Annotated in this window: 23 protein-coding genes; 14 read left to right on the top strand and 9 right to left on the bottom strand. The window is 42.4% G+C overall.

Annotation, left to right across the window (positions count from 1 at the left end; translation table 11 throughout):
- Nucleotides 1–699 carry a RadC family protein gene (radC, locus tag GVT53_RS13680; RefSeq protein WP_166249072.1) on the bottom strand — a complete coding sequence of 233 codons (699 nt, stop codon included), beginning with the start codon at nucleotides 697–699 and terminating at the stop codon, nucleotides 1–3.
- A gap of 53 nt (nucleotides 700–752) precedes the next feature.
- On the opposite strand from radC, the gene GVT53_RS13685 reads away from it, so the two are divergent.
- A complete protein-coding gene (locus GVT53_RS13685; RefSeq protein ID WP_166249073.1) occupies nucleotides 753–1202 on the top strand; it encodes a DUF1569 domain-containing protein in 450 nt (149 codons plus the stop codon).
- Here GVT53_RS13685 and GVT53_RS13690 read toward each other — a convergent pair.
- Nucleotides 1199–2095: a Mur ligase domain-containing protein gene (locus GVT53_RS13690; protein WP_166249074.1), complete on the bottom strand. Its 897-nt coding sequence runs from the start codon at nucleotides 2093–2095 to the stop codon at nucleotides 1199–1201. The genes GVT53_RS13685 and GVT53_RS13690 overlap by 4 nt on opposite strands.
- A 96-nt stretch (nucleotides 2096–2191) precedes the next feature.
- On the opposite strand from GVT53_RS13690, the gene GVT53_RS13695 reads away from it, so the two are divergent.
- The 3 genes from GVT53_RS13695 to GVT53_RS13705 all read left to right on the top strand — a co-directional run bounded on the left by GVT53_RS13695 (nucleotide 2192) and on the right by GVT53_RS13705 (nucleotide 3763).
- Nucleotides 2192–2503, top strand: coding sequence for a cupin domain-containing protein (locus tag GVT53_RS13695; protein WP_166249075.1), 312 nt, complete (start codon nucleotides 2192–2194; stop codon nucleotides 2501–2503).
- Between the two features lie 2 nt (nucleotides 2504–2505).
- On the top strand, nucleotides 2506–3291 hold the full coding sequence (locus tag GVT53_RS13700; protein WP_166249076.1) for an SDR family oxidoreductase: 786 nt from the start codon (nucleotides 2506–2508) through the stop codon (nucleotides 3289–3291).
- 94 nt (nucleotides 3292–3385) lie between these two features.
- The gene (locus GVT53_RS13705) at nucleotides 3386–3763 is read left to right on the top strand and encodes a DoxX family membrane protein (RefSeq protein WP_166249077.1); all 378 of its coding nucleotides are present in this window, start codon (nucleotides 3386–3388) and stop codon (nucleotides 3761–3763) included.
- A gap of 36 nt (nucleotides 3764–3799) precedes the next feature.
- Here the strand turns inward: GVT53_RS13705 and GVT53_RS13710 are convergent, their stop codons facing one another.
- The 6 genes from GVT53_RS13710 to GVT53_RS13735 all read right to left on the bottom strand — a co-directional run bounded on the left by GVT53_RS13710 (nucleotide 3800) and on the right by GVT53_RS13735 (nucleotide 8812).
- The gene (locus GVT53_RS13710) at nucleotides 3800–4525 is read right to left on the bottom strand and encodes a LytR/AlgR family response regulator transcription factor (RefSeq protein ID WP_166249078.1); all 726 of its coding nucleotides are present in this window, start codon (nucleotides 4523–4525) and stop codon (nucleotides 3800–3802) included.
- Nucleotides 4522–5580, bottom strand: a complete 1059-nt coding sequence (locus GVT53_RS13715; protein WP_166249079.1) for a sensor histidine kinase — start codon at nucleotides 5578–5580, stop codon at nucleotides 4522–4524. The genes GVT53_RS13710 and GVT53_RS13715 overlap by 4 nt, the downstream gene beginning before the upstream one ends.
- Before the next feature lie 55 nt (nucleotides 5581–5635).
- Nucleotides 5636–5845 (bottom strand): hypothetical protein, encoded by a 210-nt coding sequence (locus GVT53_RS13720; RefSeq protein ID WP_166249080.1) that lies wholly within the window; start codon nucleotides 5843–5845, stop codon nucleotides 5636–5638.
- A 238-nt stretch (nucleotides 5846–6083) separates the two neighbouring features.
- Nucleotides 6084–6608 carry a DUF4136 domain-containing protein gene (locus tag GVT53_RS13725; protein WP_166249081.1) on the bottom strand — a complete coding sequence of 175 codons (525 nt, stop codon included), beginning with the start codon at nucleotides 6606–6608 and terminating at the stop codon, nucleotides 6084–6086.
- A 63-nt stretch (nucleotides 6609–6671) separates the two neighbouring features.
- Nucleotides 6672–7673 carry a GTPase ObgE gene (gene obgE, locus GVT53_RS13730; protein WP_166249082.1) on the bottom strand — a complete coding sequence of 334 codons (1002 nt, stop codon included), beginning with the start codon at nucleotides 7671–7673 and terminating at the stop codon, nucleotides 6672–6674.
- Nucleotides 7674–7705: 32 nt separating this feature from the next.
- Entirely contained in the window at nucleotides 7706–8812 is a 1107-nt protein-coding gene (locus GVT53_RS13735; RefSeq protein ID WP_166250496.1) for an adenylate kinase, read from the bottom strand.
- Between the two features lie 117 nt (nucleotides 8813–8929).
- Here GVT53_RS13735 and GVT53_RS13740 point away from each other — a divergent pair, with 117 nt between their 5' ends.
- The 7 genes from GVT53_RS13740 to GVT53_RS13770 all read left to right on the top strand — a co-directional run bounded on the left by GVT53_RS13740 (nucleotide 8930) and on the right by GVT53_RS13770 (nucleotide 14949).
- Nucleotides 8930–10087: a 5-(carboxyamino)imidazole ribonucleotide synthase gene (locus GVT53_RS13740; RefSeq protein ID WP_166249083.1), complete on the top strand. Its 1158-nt coding sequence runs from the start codon at nucleotides 8930–8932 to the stop codon at nucleotides 10085–10087.
- A 1-nt stretch (nucleotide 10088) separates the two neighbouring features.
- Nucleotides 10089–11093, top strand: coding sequence for a virulence RhuM family protein/type II toxin-antitoxin system death-on-curing family toxin (gene rhuM / locus GVT53_RS13745; RefSeq protein WP_166249084.1), 1005 nt, complete (start codon nucleotides 10089–10091; stop codon nucleotides 11091–11093).
- A 1-nt stretch (nucleotide 11094) separates the two neighbouring features.
- Complete coding sequence (purE, locus tag GVT53_RS13750) at nucleotides 11095–11586, top strand: 5-(carboxyamino)imidazole ribonucleotide mutase (RefSeq protein ID WP_166249085.1); 492 nt, start codon at nucleotides 11095–11097, stop codon at nucleotides 11584–11586.
- Nucleotides 11587–11602: 16 nt separating this feature from the next.
- Nucleotides 11603–12004, top strand: coding sequence for a hypothetical protein (locus tag GVT53_RS13755; RefSeq protein ID WP_166249086.1), 402 nt, complete (start codon nucleotides 11603–11605; stop codon nucleotides 12002–12004).
- The gene (locus GVT53_RS13760; protein WP_166249087.1) at nucleotides 12001–14028 is read left to right on the top strand and encodes a M3 family metallopeptidase; all 2028 of its coding nucleotides are present in this window, start codon (nucleotides 12001–12003) and stop codon (nucleotides 14026–14028) included. Before GVT53_RS13755 ends, GVT53_RS13760 begins: the two co-directional genes overlap by 4 nt.
- Before the next feature lie 133 nt (nucleotides 14029–14161).
- On the top strand, nucleotides 14162–14716 hold the full coding sequence (locus GVT53_RS13765; protein ID WP_166249088.1) for a sigma-70 family RNA polymerase sigma factor: 555 nt from the start codon (nucleotides 14162–14164) through the stop codon (nucleotides 14714–14716).
- A 2-nt stretch (nucleotides 14717–14718) separates the two neighbouring features.
- Nucleotides 14719–14949, top strand: coding sequence for a hypothetical protein (locus GVT53_RS13770; protein WP_166249089.1), 231 nt, complete (start codon nucleotides 14719–14721; stop codon nucleotides 14947–14949).
- Here the strand turns inward: GVT53_RS13770 and GVT53_RS13775 are convergent.
- Nucleotides 14946–15770, bottom strand: coding sequence for a UbiA prenyltransferase family protein (locus tag GVT53_RS13775; protein WP_166249090.1), 825 nt, complete (start codon nucleotides 15768–15770; stop codon nucleotides 14946–14948). The two genes, GVT53_RS13770 and GVT53_RS13775, sit on opposite strands and share 4 nt — an antisense overlap.
- Nucleotides 15771–15896: 126 nt before the next feature.
- Here GVT53_RS13775 and gcvP point away from each other — a divergent pair, with 126 nt between their 5' ends.
- From gcvP to GVT53_RS13790, 3 genes are all read left to right on the top strand, one after another.
- Nucleotides 15897–18749: an aminomethyl-transferring glycine dehydrogenase gene (gcvP, locus tag GVT53_RS13780; protein WP_166249091.1), complete on the top strand. Its 2853-nt coding sequence runs from the start codon at nucleotides 15897–15899 to the stop codon at nucleotides 18747–18749.
- Between the two features lie 165 nt (nucleotides 18750–18914).
- Nucleotides 18915–19973: a 3-oxoacyl-ACP synthase III family protein gene (locus GVT53_RS13785; RefSeq protein ID WP_166249092.1), complete on the top strand. Its 1059-nt coding sequence runs from the start codon at nucleotides 18915–18917 to the stop codon at nucleotides 19971–19973.
- A 138-nt stretch (nucleotides 19974–20111) separates the two neighbouring features.
- A complete protein-coding gene (locus tag GVT53_RS13790) occupies nucleotides 20112–20636 on the top strand; it encodes a class I SAM-dependent methyltransferase (RefSeq protein WP_166249093.1) in 525 nt (174 codons plus the stop codon).
- The last annotated feature ends 8 nt before the right edge of the window (nucleotides 20637–20644 follow it).

Genomic DNA, 20644 nt, shown 5'->3' on the forward strand with positions numbered 1-20644 from the left:
CTAAAGTATTCCTTTATCGGCAAAACTTAAATATTGGTGCTGTGCCAAGATCAAGTGATCCAATATTTTTATATCCAGGGCATCCGATGCCATCTTCAATTTTTGGGTTATTTGTTTGTCCGCAGCACTTGGCGTTAAAGTTCCGGAAGGATGGTTATGGGCCAAAATAATCCCTACGGCACCTATTTCCAATGCTTGTTTGAGTACAAGTCTGATGTCTACCACCGTTCCGGTAATGCCCCCTTTGCTCAATTGTGCCTTATGTACAACTTTGTTGGAGTTGTTTAGGTAAACGATCCAGAACTCCTCGTGCGGAAGTTCGCCGATCAGTGGGTAGAGCAGCTCAAAGGCGTCGTGACTGCTCTGTATTTTGATTATTTTGGGGGTATCCTCCAATCTTCTTCGCCTGCCCACCTCCAATGCGGCCGCAATGCTCACCGCTTTGGCCTCGCCAATTCCTTTGAAGCGCATCAACTGGTTTACCGACAATTTGCCAAGTTCATTGAGATTATTGCCAACAGATGCCAATATGCGCTTGGAAAGTTCCACGGCACTCTCGTTCCTACTTCCCGAACCGATTAAAATAGCGATCAGCTCGGCATCGGAAAGTGCAAAACTTCCCTTTTGCACCAGTTTCTCCCTTGGCCTGTCATCATCGGCCCAGTTTTTTATGGGAAAGGAAGCTAGTTTTTCTTGCATGTGCTAAAGATAGGAGAATAATTTTATGTAATTTTCAATATAAATCCTTCATTATGAAATCCCTTTTCAACACTGAGGCATACGAAGAAATTTTATCCCGAATCAATCAACTTTCAAAATCTTCGGAAAGGCAATGGGGCAAAATGGAGGTGGGACAGATGCTCCACCATTGCCAATTTCCCTTAAAAATTGCTTTGGGAAGGTATGATATGGGCAAGCCAAGTCCTCTTTTAAAGTTTATGAGCCAATTTTTCAAAAAAAGTCTCTACAACGATCAACCTTGGCGCCAAGGGTTGCCCACGGCCAAAGGCCTAAAAGTGGTGGAACCAAAAAACTTCACCGAAGAAAAAAATGTTTTGATTGGTTTGGTCAACGATTTCCACAAAGAAAAAGACAAAAAAGAATGGGACCCACACCCGGCATTTGGCTCTTTTACCTCAGAACAATGGGGGCAAATGCAGTACAAGCACCTTGACCATCATTTAAGGCAGTTTGGAGTTTAAGACTTAAAAGTAGCCATCGCCTCGTAAAACTCCACCTCGTCCACACCCATTTGCTGGCAAATCCATTTGGCGCCCGCCAAATTATTCAATGCGGTTCGCCCCGAAATTTCAAGTGGCATTTCGCCGTCGGGCGTATCCAAAAAAACTTCCCCATCCATTTCTTGATATTCCGGAGTAACATACGGTAGTTTTCTTATAGGGTTTTCGGATGACTCAACTCGTTTTTTCACTTCAACATCTTCATCATTGTACGTAATGCTTCCCCCTTTTACAATGCTGTCCACAAAAATACTGTACTGCTCCGCATAAGTATCAAAGTCAGCATACGAACCGTTTTCTTCAAATTCAATATCGCTCAACAAAGCTATGTTCGGTCGATACTTATGAAACTGAGGGGTTTTGTCGATGATGGATGAAATACCGTCCCCTCCTTCGATGAGAACAAAGTCGTTTTCATTGGTCAGATGTATTCCGTTTGTCGCCGAAACAGCATGATCTACCTTAATATCGTTGTACTCCAAAACATGCAAAATCATGGAAGCCACCATAAACCTACGTTGACTTCCGGCCACCACTACCCGTGTTTTGTATTTGGTGAGCTCATAAAGGAACCCGGAAAAAGAAAATATTTTAAGGCCCAGTTCCTGTGCCCTGATCAATTCAGGATTGTCCTCTTTTACGGCGGTGCCCAAGATAACGGCGTCCAATCGATCATTTATTCTATCGGAAAACCAACCTGTTTGGTTCGATACCAAGCCCTGCTCCCGCATAATTGATGTAAGGGATCCATCAAACTTCTCATCACTGCCCGTAACCACTTCCCCTTTTTTGTGCAAGGCAATGGCCAAATTGAACATATGGGCCTCCCCCAAACCTATAAAATGTAACCGCATTGTTTTTAATTAGACCTCAAAAATAGCCAAAGCGGTTGCCATTACAAATTCGAAAACGCTGGATTAATGTTTATCTTGGTGGTAAATTTGAGAACAATGAACCTATCAGAAATAAAATCCAAAGAAATTATGCCCGGCTACCACGGCAAGTTGGTGCACGGGGAACGCATGAGCTGGGTATTTTGGGATGTGGACCAACATGCCGAAGTGCCCGAACATAAACATGATCATGAACAGATAATGCACGTTGTGGAAGGTACTTTTGAATTTACCTTGAACGGAGAGAAAGGAACCTACACCGCTGGAGATGTTGTGATTATTCCGTCCAATGCCCCACATAGTGGAAAAGCACTGACCGCGTGTAAATTAATGGACATTTTTAGTCCTGTAAGAGAGGAATACCGTTAACCATGAACATTTCGTTAAAAGGAAAAAATGCCCTCGTAGGTGGTAGCAGCAAAGGAATTGGAGAGGCGATTGCACGACAACTGGCCGAAAGTGGAGCAAGTGTGACGCTAATGGCCCGCAGTGAGGGTCGCATGAAAGAATTGATCCATGAAATGGACAGTTCGCAAGGTCAAAAACACCAATATCTATCCGTTGATTTTACCGATTTTGAGGCCTATAAAACAAAGATTACAGAATACTTCTCATCCAACACCGTGGATATTTTGGTGAACAATACCCAAGGTCCCGAAGGGGGCGGTGCCTTGGAAAAGAAGGTTGAGGATTACCAAAATGCTTTTGACCTCTTGTTCAAATCTGTGGTATACTCTACAGAACTCGCCATAAAACACATGCAGAAAAACCAATGGGGCCGCATCATTAACATTGCTTCTATCTCGGTGAAGGAACCCTTGAATTATTTGGCGCTTTCCAATACTATTCGTGCAGCGGTGGTCACATGGGCCAAAAGTTTAGCTTATGATGTTGCCAAAGATGGCATCACCGTAAACAGCACCCTTACAGGTTATTTTGATACGGATAGAATTGCACAATTAAACTCCAAAAAAGCAGAAAAACTTGGTATTTCACCTGATGAAGTCCGCTCCAATATGGAAGAGCAAGTTCCTGTAAAGCGCATTGGCGACCCAAAAGAATATGGGTACCTCGTTGCATTTTTGGCTTCCGACCAGGCAGCTTTTATTACGGGCACCAACATCCCGATTGATGGCGGCTTGTTGAAATCGCTTTAAAAAACTGAAGTACAACAAATTAAATCCACCTAAAAAATTATCACATATTCAATTTTTGAATACTTTTAGTGTGTAACCAATAAAATTTACATCTATGAATTCAAAAGTTTTTATGGTGGTCCGTATCCTATTGGGATTGTTCGTCATCATATTTGGAGCCAACAAACTTTATCCATTCCTACCCGCTCCCGAAGAAATGTCGGAAGGTATGATGGCATATTTCACCGGGTTGACCATGTCCAAAACTATAATATTAGTGGGATTGGTAGAAGTGTTGGCGGGAATCTCATTTATTTTGAACAAATACGGAGCCTTAATGGCCATTATACTGATGAGCGTTTCGGTATGTGCCGTTTTGGTTCATCTAACCATGGCTATGGAATCCATTGTGCCAGCTTTGGTTCTTCTGATTTTAAACATTGTGGTGCTTGTCGGCTATAAAGACCGTTACAAGGACATCCTAAGACCTTAAGAAATAAAAACCTCCAATAGTTCAATTGGAGGTTTTTTATAAACTCATTTTATCCTTGAATATGTAGGATTGTCTCCGGGAGACCTCTACTTCCTCTCCATTTTTCATGGTGAGCTTAAGTTTGCCATTGAACCAAGGCACTACATTTTCAATATAGTTGGTGTTTATAATTTGTTGGCGGTTTGCCCTAAAAAAAGAATCTTCCGGTAATTTTTCCTCTACTTGGTTAAGCGATTTGTACAACATGGGTTTCTTGTCTTCAAAGAATACCCGCGTGTAGTTGCCCACAATTTCGAACAAGGAAATGTCGCCTATTTTCACCAACCAACAGGCTTCACCATCTTTAATGAAAATCTGGCTGTTCTTGGTCAATTTTTTAGCGGAACTGTTATCCTCTTGCTTGGAAACCATTTTTGCACGTACTTTTTCCAAGGCCATATCAAAGCGTTTGTTGCTGACCGGTTTTAGCAGATAATCCAAAGCATTGTACTCAAAGGATTTTATGGCATACTCATCATAAGCGGTCGTAAAAACAGTAATAGGCACATCATCCAACATTTCCAAGAGGTCAAAACCGTCCTTTTCCGGCATGTTGATGTCCAGAAACAACAAATCCGGGGACTCGGACTCAATAAGTACAACCCCTTCGTCTACGTTGCTCGCTTCTCCTATCAGTTCCAAATCATCGTGTAATTTGATAAGTTCCTTGAGCTCATTACGGGCCAATCGAGAATCTTCAACTATTACTGCCCTAATTTTCATGCCTTTGGTATTTTGATTTCTGCCACAACCTCATCCGATATTTCCTCTAATTTAAAAGATGCGCTCTCTGCATACAACAACTTCAAGCGCTGTTCTATATTTTGCAACCCCAATTTAGTGGAGCCTTCGGAAATGTTCAGTTTTCCCGTATTCCGTACCTCAATGAACAGATCATCCTCCTTTTTGAAAATAGCCAACAAGATTCGACCTCCATTTTTAAGGTTGGAAATACCGTGCTTGACCGCATTCTCTATCAATAACTGAATGATCATGGGCGGTATCCTAAGGTCCAATGTATTTTCCTCTATTTGTTTTACAAACTCCAAACGGTCCTCGAACTGGATTTTTGACAGGTCGATATAGTTGTCCACTACCTCCAACTCTTCCCGAACGGGAATATCGTTAATGTTGTTCTTGGTAAGGGAATATCGAATAATTTCGGAGAGCTTGGTAAGCATTTCCCTTGACTTTTCCACATCTTCCAACATTAGACCGCGAATATTGTTGAGGCTATTGAACATAAAATGTGGATTGATCTGGCCTTTTAAGGTGTTCAATTGGGCCTGTTTCAAGGTAGTGTTCAGTTCCAACCGTTCAATTCTGTTCTGGTTAAGCTTTAAGAGCAGTTTGATGACCAAATAGGTAATTGTCCAAGCCCCGACCAAAAAAACAGAGTTCAGCACTTGCACCATAAACTTGTCGTAACCCTCGAACATCAGCATTTCCGCCTCGGTGATTTCTGGCCCAAATTTTATGTAGATATATCCAAAAAATATATTTGAAAGCCCAAAAATTGTAGAAGCCACCAATATGGACACAATAATTTTAATGACTTCTTTACCTCCAAAAGAATCAAAATGTACATTTCTTTTAAGGTACAAGCGAAGTATCGAAGTGGAGAAAATACCTATAAAAATACCCACGACCACGGAAAAAACGGTCATCTCTATACTAATGTTTTGGGGAATCAACGCAGCTATGGAGTTAATAAAACCCCAACCCAATAATTGAAGGGTCCAAAATGCGATATTTCTTTTACGAGAACTTAATTCCATTCCATTGAGCCAGGTCTGCCCAAATTTACATTAAACCAATACAGAATTGGCCATACTAGGATTTTTGTGCCGATTTTCTTTTAAAAGGGTTAAAGCAGGCCCTTTTCCGAGGTAGGAATGCAATCCACATCATGCTAAGACTGGAGTAAAAAAACGGGAAGTATTCCTTATACTCCCATCCATTGATTTTCCCATATATCGATGCAGCAAGGCCCAGAACGCCTATCGTTAAAACAACTTTTTGTGCTGTGTTCAGTTTTTTCATTTTGATGAATTTTTTAGTCGGCTCAGCAAACTATAAAATAATGCTCACTAAAATTGAGATAATAAATTTGGCTAGTGCTATCATGACTGTTCGGTTTTAGAATTTATTTCTGAAGCTAAAGTACCGGACAATTGTTTGCTGATGAAGTGATTTATGACAAGTGGTAATTTTGACGAAGCGAACGGTAAAACCGTTGACATTCGGCCTAAAAAAAATGCAACAAACTGATTTTGAGCTACTATTTAAGTTTTGGAGGGAATTTTGAAAAAACCTTTTTCACCACGGCCCGCAGCTTATCCTCACGCACACTGGGCGATGCATTCTCTCGGAGACCGCTCTCGGCCACCGCTTGCCAAACAAGGGCATCCCGCTGGGCATCCACTAAATCGATTTGGATACTGCGTTGCATGTTCGGTCCTCCCAATGGCAGCCCTACAGAAATACCTCCACCGACATTTCTTCCACCGCCGCCAAGCCCTACACCCACGTTGTTGTTAGGTGCACTTCTAAATTCATTACTCATTATGTTGATAAAGAGTTCGGGTTCCTCCGCCAATCGATAGCCACGTGCTTTTAAGGTAGAATCCAACGCATTGAGCAATCTTTTTTCATCCAATTGGCTCAATCCAGATTGCATATCCGAATAATAATTATAGGTGGAATAGCTGGCAAAGTCAACCGTTTTATCGTAGTCATAGTTTACCTTGACAGAGCTACAGGATGCCAGCGAAACAATCAAAATTATGGAAAGTAAATAACGCATATTGGATATTTGGGTTCTCCTAAAATTAATCAATATATTGATTAGACGATAGGTAGCGGGCCATTATTCGTTCAATAGCTTCCAAAGTCTATCCTTGAGTTGCTGAATTCCCAATCCACTGACGGAAGATATAAACATATATGGCACATCCTTGAAATCCTCTTTCATGTCCTCATCCATTTCAGCGATAAGTTCTTGGTCCAGCATATCACATTTAGAAATGACCACCAAACGCCCTTTATCCAACAATTCGGGATTGTATCGTCGCAGCTCGTCCAAAAGTATATCGTATTCTTTACTTACATCTTTGCTGTCGGCAGGAATCAAAAACAATAACGTGGCGTTCCGTTCAATATGACGAAGAAAATAATGCCCCAGCCCTTTGCCTTCGGCGGCACCTTCGATAATACCGGGAATATCCGCCATTACAAAACTTTGAAAATCACGATATTCCACAATACCCAAGTTTGGTTTTAGCGTGGTAAACTCGTAATTGGCGATTTTGGGTTTGGCAGAAGTCATTACCGAGAGCAGCGTTGATTTTCCTGCATTGGGAAAACCTACCAGACCTACATCGGCCAAGACCTTGAGTTCAAGGGTCAAATGGCCCTCTTGTCCTTTTATGCCCGGCTGGGCATACCGTGGCGTCTGGTTCGTGGCACTTTTAAAATGCCAGTTGCCCAGTCCGCCCATACCGCCTTCGAGCACAATTTTCTCTTCACCGTCCTCGGTAATCTCAAAAAGTATCTCGTTGGTTTCGGTATCCCGTATTACCGTTCCCAGTGGCACTTCCATATAAACATCCTCTCCGTCGGCCCCGGTGCTTCGGCTTTTACTTCCGTGTTCTCCGTGGCCGGCCTTGAAGTGTTTTTTGAACTTAAAATGGACCAGCGTCCACAAGTTTTTGTTCCCTTTGACTATAACATGACCGCCTCGACCACCATCACCACCATCGGGCCCACCTTTGGCCACATATTTTTCGCGACGTAAATGGGCAGAACCCTTTCCCCCGTTTCCGGAAGAGATGTGCACCTTTACATAATCGACAAAATTTCCTTCGGTCATATTCTAATATAAAAAAGTATTTGGGAAATCAATTATAGGGAATCGATTACCTTGCTCAACCGCTGGGTAATCTCATCAATCTCACCTATCCCGTTTACAGAATGGAATTTCCCTTGTTTTTCGTAGTATGCTTTTAAAGGTGCCGTTTTTTCATTGTATTCATCAAAACGGTTACGGATTTTACTTTCGTCCTGATCATCGGAACGGCCACTACTTTTTCCACGTTCCAAAAGACGTTCCACCAAGATATCGTCCTCAGCTTCCAAAGCAATAGTGGCGTTCACCTTCATATCCTTGGACTCCAAGAAATTGTCCAATGCTTCTGCCTGCGCGGCCGTACGTGGAAATCCGTCAAAAATAAAACCTGCCGCATCCGGATTTTTCTCCACTTCGGCTTTCAACATATCAATGGTCACGGCATCGGGAACCAACTCGCCTTTATCGATATAAGACTTGGCCAAGGTGCCAAGGTCGGTTCCATTTTTAATGTTGTAACGGAAAACATCCCCTGTGGAAATGTGTTTCAGATTGTACTTTTCCTTTAGGAAACCTGCTTGGGTCCCCTTCCCTGCTCCTGGCTTTCCAAAAAGCACTAGGTTGATCATATCTGTTTGATTTAATTGGTAAACTTCTCTAAGATTTCGGCCCAGCTCGTTATAATCAAGTCCATACCCCACAATAAAATGGTCCGGGATTTCCAGTCCAACGTAGTCTATGGCATATTCCCCGTTATAAATATCGGATTTATAAAAGAGCGTACCGATTTTAAACTCCTTTACATTGGTGTTGGAAAACAAGTGTACCAACTCCTTTAAAGTTCGGCCGGTATCCACTACATCTTCCAAAATAATGACGCTCTTTCCCTCCAATTCCTCCGGCACATCCAAAAGCGTCTCCACAATGCCCGTTGATGTCAGTCCTTGATAGGAACTTAACCTCACAAAAGAAACTTCGCAGGGATGCTGGTAAGCCTTCAGAAAATCGGCCACGAACATAAAAGCACCATTAAGGACACCAACAAACAAAGGTGTTTCGTCCTTATAATCAGCTGCAATCTCCTTGGCCATTTTATCAATGGCCGCAAGGATTTGCTCTTCCTTTAAATACGGCTTAAAAACTTTGTCGTGGAGCTTAATCAATGTGTTCAAGTTATGGTCAGGTTGGCAAAGATACTATTTTTAAAGCTGCTAAAACCTTACATCTTTTATACCCTCGTGGATTTCATGTATTTTTGCCCACATTCAATTTACAAATCAATGCAATTTTTCTCTTCAGACTTTAAATTGGGAATTTTAGGTGGTGGACAACTAGGCAAAATGATGCTCTACGAAACCAGAAAATGGGACATACAGACCAAGGTTATGGACGCTTCGGCCGAAGCTCCCTGCAAAATAGCATGCAACGAATTTGTGCAGGGCAGTTTAATGGATTTTGATGCCGTTTACGACTTTGGGAAAGATGTGGATGTGCTCACCATAGAGATTGAAAATGTAAACGTGGACGCCCTTGAAAAGCTGGAGGACGAAGGAATCACGGTCTATCCGCCAACCAAAACATTAAGGACCATCCAGAACAAGGCCGTACAGAAGTTGTTCTATACCGACCATGGTATTCCAACCGCTCCCTTTACCCGCTTTGCCTACACTTCCGAAATTGAGGACAGCATAAACAATGGCGGACTTTCGCTGCCATTTGTTTGGAAGAGCGCCCAATTTGGTTATGATGGACAGGGGGTAAAAGTCGTTAGAAAGATGGAGGACCTCAAGGAACTGCCCAATGTGGAGTGCATTGCCGAGAAAATGATAGATTTTAAAAATGAATTGGCGGTCGTGGTGGCCCGAAATGCCAAAGGCGAGGTAAAAACATATCCCGTAGTTGAGATGGAATTTCATCCCGAGGCCAATCAAGTGGAATATGTCATCTGTCCCGCTCGGATTGATGACGCCGTAGCCCAAAAAGCCCAAGAAGTGGCTTTGAAGGTTTCCGAGCACATGAAGCACGTAGGACTGCTGGCCGTAGAAATGTTCCAGACCAAGGACGACCAAATTTTGGTCAACGAATCCGCGCCAAGACCGCACAATAGTGGGCACTACAGTATTGAAGCCGCCTATACCAATCAATTTGAGCAACATATCCGTGCCATTTTGGGCCTTCCATTGGGAAAAACCGATAGCAAAGTAGCCGGAATTATGGTTAACTTGGTGGGAGCCGAAGGACATACTGGAGAGGTAGTGTATGAAAACATCGAAGAAATATTGGGAATGGATGGGGTTACACCGCATATTTATGGCAAAAAACAAACCCGACCGTTTCGTAAAATGGGCCACGTGACCATTGTGGACGAGAACATGGTTAGGGCCAGGGAAGTGGCACAGCAAGTAAAGGAAACCATTAAAGTGGTTACAAAGCAATAAAATGTCCTTTAGTATAAAAATTTATAAGACCGAAGATGGAAAATCAGAGATTCAAGTAAATCTTAGTGATGACACAGTTTGGCTTTCGCTAAACCAGATTTCTGAATTATTTGAAAGGGATAAATCTGTCGTTTCAAGACACATAAAAAATATTTTCAAGGAGAAGGAGTTGATTTTGGACTCAACCGTTGCAAAAAAAGCAACAGTTCACCAAAATGAAGGTGGCAGGCTTGTAGAAAGAAATATAGACGTTTTTAGTCTCGATGTAATTATTTCAATCGGTTACCGTGTAAAATCAAATAGGGCAACACAATTTAGAATATGGGCCAACAAATTAATTAAAGACCATCTAATCAACGGATACACCTTAAACGAAAAAAGATTAAAACAGACATATAAAAGCAATTTAAAACAACTGGAGAGCACAATTGAACTCTTAACACACTCATTTCAATCCAAAAAGGAGCTTCAATTAATTGAAGCCAAAGGATTTGTTGAGATTTTAACAAGATACACCCAGTCATTTATCATACTCAATAAATTCGATGAAGATAGACTGGACAGCGACAACCTATCTTCAAAAATACACTATCAAATAGAGTACTCTGAAGCGAAGAAGCTAATTCAAAACTTAAAGACCAAGTTAATGTCTCTCAAAGAAGCCTCTAACTTATTTGGTAATGAAAAAGACCACTCCCTTAAAGGTATAATAGGTAATATAGAACAAACCTTTGATGGCCAATCATTATATCCATCCATTGAAGAAAAAGCGGCACACTTATTATATTTTATAATAAAAAACCATCCCTTTTCCGATGGAAATAAAAGAATAGGTGCCTTACTTTTTGTTTGGTATCTACAACAAAATGATTTTCTATTTAAAAAAACAGGGGATAGCAAAATCTCTGAAAATACATTAGTTGCCTTATCTCTACTGATAGCACAAAGCGACCCAAATCAGAAGGAAATCATGATAAAACTAATTATCAACCTAATAAAAAATTGATATGAGCAAAGTAGCCGTGATCATGGGAAGTACGAGCGATCTTCCCGTTATGCAAGACGCCATCGACATATTAAAGGAACTGGGCGTAGAAGTGGATGTGGATATTGTCTCCGCCCACAGAACGCCCGAAAAACTGTTCAGCTTTAGCAAGAGCGCACACACCAATGGCTATTCCGCAATAATTGCAGGAGCAGGTGGTGCAGCCCATTTACCGGGCATGGTGGCATCGTTATCTCCCCTACCTGTTATCGGGGTTCCCGTAAAAAGCAGCAATTCCATTGATGGTTGGGATTCCGTTTTGTCCATTCTGCAAATGCCGGGGGGTGTTCCCGTGGCCACTGTTGCCCTGAACGGGGCCAAAAACGCTGGAATACTTGCGGCGCAGATTATCGGTAGTTCCAACAGCGAGATTATGAACAATATCATCTCCTATAAAGAAGGCCTCAAGGAAAAAGTCATCAAAGGTGCCGAAGAAGTAAAAAAGAGCTTTTAGAAAATCATTTTTGGTTATGAACTATAATCAAATCGGCATATTGTTGGGGATTTGCGCCATTGCCTTTTTTGGCTTCACGCTAAAAAAAGTGCACAATCCATACCTAAAAGGACTCTGGAAAAGTGGCCTTTTGGTATTTACCATCTATGCCGCCCTTTTAATTTTCATTGAAATACGCTGGCAGTTCATTTCGGATTATGCCAGCAAATACGATTTGAACGGAAACGGTTTTGTGGACCTCAACGAATATTCCGAAGAGGCCATCGCCGCCATGAACAGAAAAACCTATGGAACAACCATAAGAGGTTACGCCCCATTGACCATGGCCGTAATTTCATCCATTATCGGTTTTGCCTATTTATTGAGTGATTGGGCCGTGATACGTTTAAAAAACAAAGAACAGAAGCAACAACTATGAACAATCCATTATTGGAGGCATTTAATGAGGCTCCATTTTCCAAAATAAAAAACGAACATTTTAAGCCTGCCTTTCTTCAGGCCATCGAGGATACCAAAAAGGAAATCGATGATATTGTGAACAACCCTGAAGCCCCTACGTTCGAAAACACATTAGAGGCCTTGGATTTTTCCGGACAGCAATTGGACCGTATCTCCAGTATATTTTTCAATCTGAATTCAGCGGAGACCAACGAAGAGATTCAGAAAATAGCCCAAGAAGTATCACCAATTTTATCAGAGTTCAGCAACGATATTACGTTGAACGAAGGTCTTTTTGCAAGGGTAAAAGCCGTTTATGAGCAACGTGACTCTCTGGATCTGACTACCGAACAGAAGACCCTTCTTGAAAAGAAATACAAGAATTTCAGCAGAAACGGGGCCAACTTGAAGGAGGAGAACAAAAAACGTCTTCGCGAGATTGATGCCGAACTATCCAAGTTAAAACTCACATTTGGAGAAAACGTATTGGCAGAGACCAACAAGTACGAAATGTTGCTAACGGATGAAAAAGATGTGGCAGGTCTTCCCGAGGGCACCAAAGAAGCAGCTGCCCAACTGGCGGAATCCAAGGATAAAAAAGGTTGGCTGATTACATTGGACTATCCGAGCTATATACCTTTTATGAAATATGCCAAGAGCCGGGAATTGCGCAAGGAACTTTCCATGGCCTTCGGTAGCAAGGGTTTCCACAATGATGAGCTGGACAACCAGGAAAACGTAAAGCGCATCGTTAACTTGCGTCACGAAAGAGCCAATCTCTTGGGATATGAAACCCATGCCGATTTTGTTCTGGAAGAGCGTATGGCAGAGACCCCGGAAAAAGTAAAAGACTTTTTGAACGAACTTTTGGACAAAGCCAAACCGGCAGCGGAAAGGGAATTTGCCGAACTGGAGGCCTATGCCAAGGAATTGGACAACATCGACCGTTTGGAAAAATGGGACAGCGCCTACTATTCCGAAAAATTAAAGCAAAAATTATTCAATCTGGATGATGAGAAGTTGAAACCCTACTTTAAACTTGAAAATGTGATCAATGGGGTGTTCAAAGTTGCTGAAAAACTCTTTGGACTCACCTTTAAAGAGGTTGACAACGTGGACAAATACCATCCAGAAGTCAAAACCTTTGAGGTGTATGAAAACGACAACTTCATATCCTTGTTTTATGCCGATTTCCATCCTAGACCAGGAAAACGAGGAGGTGCCTGGATGACCTCCTACAAACCTCAGTACATTTTGAACGGCAAAAACAGCAGACCCCACATTTCCAACGTCTGTAATTTTACCAAACCTACCAGCTCAAAACCATCGTTGCTCACATTTAACGAGGTAACAACCCTGTTCCACGAATTCGGGCATGCATTGCATGGGATGCTGGCGAACACCACTTACCCTAGCCTATCGGGCACTTCGGTATATTGGGATTTTGTAGAGCTGCCCAGTCAGGTGATGGAAAATTGGTGCTACGAAAAAGAGGCTTTGGAACTTTTTGCACATCATTACGAAACCGGGGAATTGATCCCGATGGAATTGGTGGAAAAAATAAAAGAATCCGCTACTTTTCAAGAAGGTATGGCCACGGTTCGCCAATTGAGCTTTGGACTTTTGGATATGGCATGGCACGGGAAAAATCCATCAGGCATCAAGGATGTAAAATCATACGAAGAAGCAGCTTTTGAAAGCACAAACTTGTTCCCCGAAACCCCAGAAACATGCATGAGCACCTCTTTTGCACACATTTTTCAGGGAGGATACTCATCAGGCTATTACAGTTACAAATGGGCAGAGGTATTGGATGCGGACGCTTTTGCATATTTCAAGGAAAATGGGATATTTAGCAAGACTGTCGCAGATAAGTTCAAGGAGAACGTACTTTCCAAGGGTGGTACCGAAAATCCAATGGATCTCTATATAAAATTCCGTGGAGCCGAACCGAACGTTAATGCATTGTTGGAACGTGCTGGACTTTTGGAGACCAATAATTAGAAAATGATTGACTGCCAAAAACAGTTAATACCAAATGCTCCCTGTTAGTATGCTATCAAGGAAACGTCTAACTCGTTTTTAACCTCGGAAATATATGTCCAAAAACCATTACATTTGGTAATTCGATAAGAATATGGCCAATCACAAACTTCAACCGGACAATTGGGTCGACCTATATGCGGACTACCTGTTCAACTATGCGGTATCGCGTGTGAGCGATGCTGAAATTGCCAAGGATTTGGTACAGGAAACTTTTTTCGCAGGTTTAAATTCCGCCAAAAACTTTAAAGGTGATGCCGCAGAAAGAACTTGGTTAGTTTCTATTTTGAAACGAAAGGTCATAGATCATTACCGAAAAATAAATTCCAAAAAGGGCAAGGCCGAAGTACGCATCAATTATAGTTCCGATACCGATGCCGAAGGGGATTGGCTGGAACAACAGGTCGCCGACCCTTATAGCAGAGATGGGGACAATGTGATGGAAAATGAAGAGTTGGGCTCGGCGATCCAAGATTGTATTGCAAAACTGCCCAAAAAACAGGCCATGGTATTTAAATTAAAGACCATTCAGGGAATGAGCACCGAGGATATCTGTAATGAATTGGATATTAATCCGTCCAACTTGTGGGTAATGGTCCACAGGGCAAGAACATCGCTCATGGGCTGTTTAAACGAAAATTGGTTTTAGGTATGAAGATTTCATGTAAAGAGGCATCGTGTATCTGCGACAAATCCCAGTACAAGGAAGCTAGTTTTTGGGACATCGTAAAACTTCGCTTCCACCTGCTGTACTGCAAGGTATGTCGCGGCTATTCCAAAAAGAACGGCGAACTGACCTCATTGTGCGACAGGGCCGGACTGACCATGCTCTCAGATGACGACAAGAAGAAAATGAAGAGGCATCTGGAAGATAAACTTTAAAAATAATTCTCTGTCCACCAGAACAAACAGAACCAAAAAATCGGTATCGCCTCCACCCAGAACATCACAAAATATTTGGACTGCATTCGCTTTTTTGAAACCAGCACTAAAATAAGTGCTATGGACAAAATGAGCCGCAATGTGATTTCATTTTGATGGATTTCGTCTTTCAAAAACGTCATCAAGAAAAATATCAGAATTAATCCAATACCTAATCTGGTAGTGTTTTTTATACCAAAGACCTGTGGAAATGTCCTCAAACTTTTGTCGTCCCATTGTAAATCCCTTATTTCAAAAGGCAAAATCAGCACCAGAACCAATAACATCCTTTGGATAAAGGTTACTGCAAAATCCCAGTCCAAGGCTATTTTTGCATCCAAAACAGGCAATAAGACCGAAAAACCGGCCCAAACAAAGGCTACGATATAAATCTTTAACCCTGCCAAATTCCTCAAGTTTTTGGCGCTGGGCAACAAAGGCACGGCGTACAGCGCGGACAAAGCACCCAAAACTAGGGTCGCCATCCAGATAGCTTTATCTAATTTCAACAAAAAATAAATGGCGAAGGCAAAGGAGACAAAGCTGAACAGTTGAATGATTTTGTGATAGGCATTGGAAACAATCAGATATTTATAGGCCTCTACCCCATATTTAATAAAATTGTAGCACACGATCACACTAAAAAAAATGAACCCCATCAGATTGATATCCGATGAACTTCCCAATAAATGAAAGGTGACGCCCGCCATAGAAATCACAGCAATGGCCACATGTACACTGGCGTCCAAGTAAAAATCGAAAATAGCTTTTAGGGTGCGCATCAAGGTAAAAGATCAAGCTTTGCCCCCAAGGTTAATTTGTGGTTAACAACTTTGCCCCAGAGACCATCAAAATTGGCCATTTTCATTGAATTAATCCCTAATTTTGTGCACTTTATTGGATTGAACATGAACACAGAGGTTTTTGCCGCCAGACACATTGGCATCACAGAAAGAGACTTGCCCCACATGCTCGAGACCATTGGGGTGGAAAGTATGGAACAGCTCATTTATGAGACCATTCCCGATGACATCAAACTTAAAAAACCATTGGACCTGCCCGAAGGTATCAGCGAACATGAGTTCCTGAGCCACCTGAACGAACTGGCCAAGAAAAACAAGGTTTTTAAAACATATATCGGATTGGGGTACCATGAATCCCTGACCCCATCGGTCATCAAAAGAAACATTTTGGAAAACCCGGGATGGTACACCGCTTACACGCCATATCAGGCAGAGATTGCCCAAGGTAGATTGGAAGCGCTGTTGAACTTCCAGACCATGATCGCCGACCTTACCGGAATGGAAATCGCCAATGCATCGCTTTTGGACGAAAGTACCGCAGCAGCAGAGGCAATGAACATGTTGTTCGAGCTTCGTAGCCGTCAGCAGAAAAAAAATGGTGCTGTAAAATTCTTTGTATCCGAAGAAATATTGCCGCAGACATTAAGCTTATTGCAAACAAGAGCCATTCCTCTGGGGATAGAGCTCGTTGTTGATAACCATGAGACGTTTGATTTTTCAGATGAATTTTATGGTGCCTTGTTGCAATATCCCGGAAAGCATGGGCAAGTAAACGACTATGCCTCCTTTGTGGAGAAAGCCAAGGAAAATGAAATAAAGGTAGCGGTTGCTGCCGATATTCTGAGTTTGGTCATGTTGACCCCGCCCGGCGAGTGGGGTGTGGATGCCGTTGTGGGCACCACGCAACGTTTCGGGATTCCATTGGGCTATGGTGGACCGCACGCCGCGTTCTTCGCCACCAAAGAAGAGTACAAACGAAGCATTCCGGGACGTATTATCGGTATCACCAAAGATACGGACGGAAACCATGCACTGCGCATGGCCCTTCAAACAAGGGAGCAACACATAAAAAGGGACAAGGCGACCTCAAATATTTGTACCGCACAAGTACTATTGGCCGTAATGGCAGGTATGTATGCCGTTTATCATGGCCCCGAAGGTTTAAAATATATCGCCAACAAAGTCCATAGACAGGCCTGCAACATTGCAACGGCACTTGAAAAGCTCGGACTAAAGCAATTGAACAATTCCTTTTTCGACACATTGAAGATTGAAGTGGGAGATGCAGCCAAATTAAAGGAGATGGCGGAATCGTCCAGCATTAACTTTAATTATGTTGACGATAAAACCATTTCAATTTCCTTGAACGAAGCCACCTCCGATGAGGATGTCATCAAATTGACAAAATTATTCGCGCACTTTACAGGAAACAAAGAAGATTTTTTCGTTGAAAAGGATAGCGAAGTAAGAATCCCGTCAAACCTACAAAGACAAGCTCCATTTATGGAGCACGAAGTTTTCAACTCCTATCATTCAGAGACGGAGTTGATGCGTTATATCAAAAAATTGGAGCGCAAGGATTTGGCGTTGAACCAGTCCATGATCTCTTTGGGAAGCTGCACCATGAAACTGAATGCCGCATCGGAAATGTTGCCATTGAGCTGGGGAGAATGGGGCAATATTCATCCTTTTGTACCCTTAAATCAGGCTGAAGGCTATCAAACGGTTCTAAAATCTTTGGAGGAACAACTCAATGTGATCACAGGGTTTTCGGCTACTTCACTTCAACCCAACTCAGGGGCGCAAGGAGAGTATGCGGGACTTATGGTCATCCGAGCCTACCACGAATCCAGGGGCGAAGCACACCGAAACATTTGTTTGATTCCTGCTTCGGCTCACGGAACCAATCCAGCTTCGGCCGTGATGGCCGGAATGAAGGTCGTTGTGACCAAAACCGATGAAAAAGGAAATATCGATTTGAACGATTTGGAAGAAAAAGTGGAGCAACATGCAGAAAATTTGGCTGCATTGATGGTCACCTATCCTTCCACCCACGGAGTTTTTGAATCATCCATAAAACAGATTACCAAACTTATCCACGACAAGGGCGGTCAGGTATATATGGATGGCGCCAACATGAACGCCCAGGTTGGGTTGACCAATCCTGCGACCATTGGGGCCGATGTTTGCCATTTGAACCTGCACAAGACTTTTGCCATCCCCCATGGTGGCGGAGGACCTGGTGTTGGACCTATTTGTGTTGCCGAACAATTGAAACCATTTTTACCCACCAACCCCGTGATTCCCACAGGTGGCGATAATGCGATTACCGCAATTTCATCTGCACCTTGGGGAAGTTCCTTGGTTTGTTTGATTTCGTACGGATACATTAAAATGTTGGGTTCGGAAGGACTCACAAATGCGACCAAAACGGCTATTTTAAACGCAAATTACATTAAAGACCGTTTAAAAGGAAAGTTTGACGTGCTATATGCAGGTGAACGAGGACGCGCCGCCCACGAAATGATCATAGACTGCAGACCGTTCAAAGCAAATGGCATTGAGGTGACCGATATCGCAAAGCGACTTATCGATTATGGCTTCCACGCGCCAACGGTATCGTTCCCAGTGGCCGGAACATTGATGATAGAACCGACCGAAAGCGAAAGCCGTGCCGAACTGGACCGCTTCTGCAATGCATTGTTGTCCATTAGAACAGAAATTGACGAGGCTTCCGCCGATGATACGGACAACGTCTTAAAAAATGCGCCGCACACTTTGGCAATGGTCACCAACGATTCCTGGGAACATTCATATAGCAGGGAAAAGGCAGCCTTTCCACTGCCCTATATCGCCGAAAACAAATTTTGGCCAAGTATTCGAAGGACGGATGAAGCGTTTGGGGATCGTAATTTAATGTGTACCTGTGCGCCTATTGAAGATTATATAGAAGCGTAAAAAGCATCATAAACATTAGTAAAAAGCCTTGATTCTAGAAATAGACCAAGGCTTTTTCGTATCCAATAATATATAAGTTACCTTTTGAACATTGTATATTTTATTATGCATGCATAATATTAATGATTCAATACCTTAAATTGTATTGTAAAACCTCCGCACAACATGAAAATTGGCATAACAGGTACCGGAAGTCATATCCCTTCCATAATTACCAAGAACGAAGATTTTTTGCACAACAAGTTCATGGAAACCGATGGATCGGCCTTTGAACAGCAGAACAATGTGATCATTGAAAAATTTGAGGCTATTACCGGCATTGCCAATAGAAGGTATGCCAAACCGGATCTTAAAACATCGGACATCGGTTTTCTGGCTGCCGAAGAGGCCATTGCAACTGCCGGAGTGGATAAGGAAGAACTGGATTATATAATCTTCGCGCATAATTTTGGCGACCTTACCCTCGGAAAAATACAAGGGGACACGCTTCCAAGCTTAGCAACTAGGGTAAAGCACCTACTACGGATTCAAAACCCAAAATGTGTGGCCTACGACCTTATTTTTGGTTGCCCTGGCTGGATTGAAGGTATGATTCAGGCCACTGCGTTCATTAAAAGTGGTATGGCCAAAAAATGCTTGGTAATCGGCGGTGAGACGCTTTCCAGAGTAGTAGATTGCCATGATCGCGACAGCATGATTTTTTCCGATGGCGCAGGAGCAGCCATACTCGAAGCCAATACATCCAATGGGGAAATCTTGTCCCATGCATCGGTAACGTACGCCAATGAGGAAGCGTATTATCTCTATTTTGATAAATCCAACAGTCCCTCAGCCTCCAAGGACACACGGTACATTAAAATGCAAGGTCGTAAAATCTATGAGTTTGCCTGTATCCATGTGCCAAAGGCCATGGCTTCCTGCCTAGATGATAGTGGTGTTGATATTGATGATGTTAAAAAGATTTTCATCCATCAGGCCAACGAAAAAATGGATGAGGCCATCATCAAAAGGTTTTACAAAATCTACGGAAAAAACGTTCCCGAAAACATTATGCCCATGAGTATCCAGGATTTGGGCAATAGTTCCGTAGCTACGGTACCTACACTTTATGATATGGTACTTAAAGGAAAACTGCCCGAACATGAAGTAAAAAAAGGAGACGTTGTAATTTTTGCGAGTGTCGGTGCCGGAATGAACGTGAATGCGATTGTTTATAGATGTTGATCTAGAACAGCTTGCTCAAGTATCAAGTTCAAATTCAATACGCCCACCACTGACCACTGACTACTGAATACTGACTACTGAATACTTAAACCTAAAACTAATTTGGGATTTGTGATTTGTTTTTTGGAATTTTAGCCCATGTATGAAAACAACTTTCCGAACAAGCGATACAAGCATACGCTAGTGTTCTTGCAAAAACATATTGACCCTTCGGAATCCATCTTGGACCTTGGGGTCGAAAATCCATTTTCAGAAATAATGAAGTCCAATGGGTATTCGGTTACAAATACGACCGGAGAAGATCTTGACGTGGATTTTGAACATGTGGCGCAATCGGATGCCGATGTGGTAACCGCCTTTGAGATTTTTGAACACTTGGTGGCCCCCCTGAATGTTTTAAAAGAGGTAAAAGCAAAAAAATTGGTGGCCAGCATACCTATGCGACTATGGTTTTCACCAGCTTACCGCAGCAAGACGGACCCTTGGGACCGCCACTATCACGAGTTCGAGGATTGGCAATTTGATTGGCTCTTGGAAAAAGCCGGTTGGACCATCAAGGATTCGGCCAAATGGACCAACCCCACCAAAAAAATCGGAATACGTCCCATATTGCGGTATTTTACCAATAGGTATTATATTGTTTATGCTGAAAGAGAAATATAGTTTCTGCT

This window comes from Flagellimonas oceani (assembly GCF_011068285.1).
Classification (GTDB): Bacteria; Bacteroidota; Bacteroidia; order Flavobacteriales; family Flavobacteriaceae; genus Flagellimonas; species Flagellimonas oceani.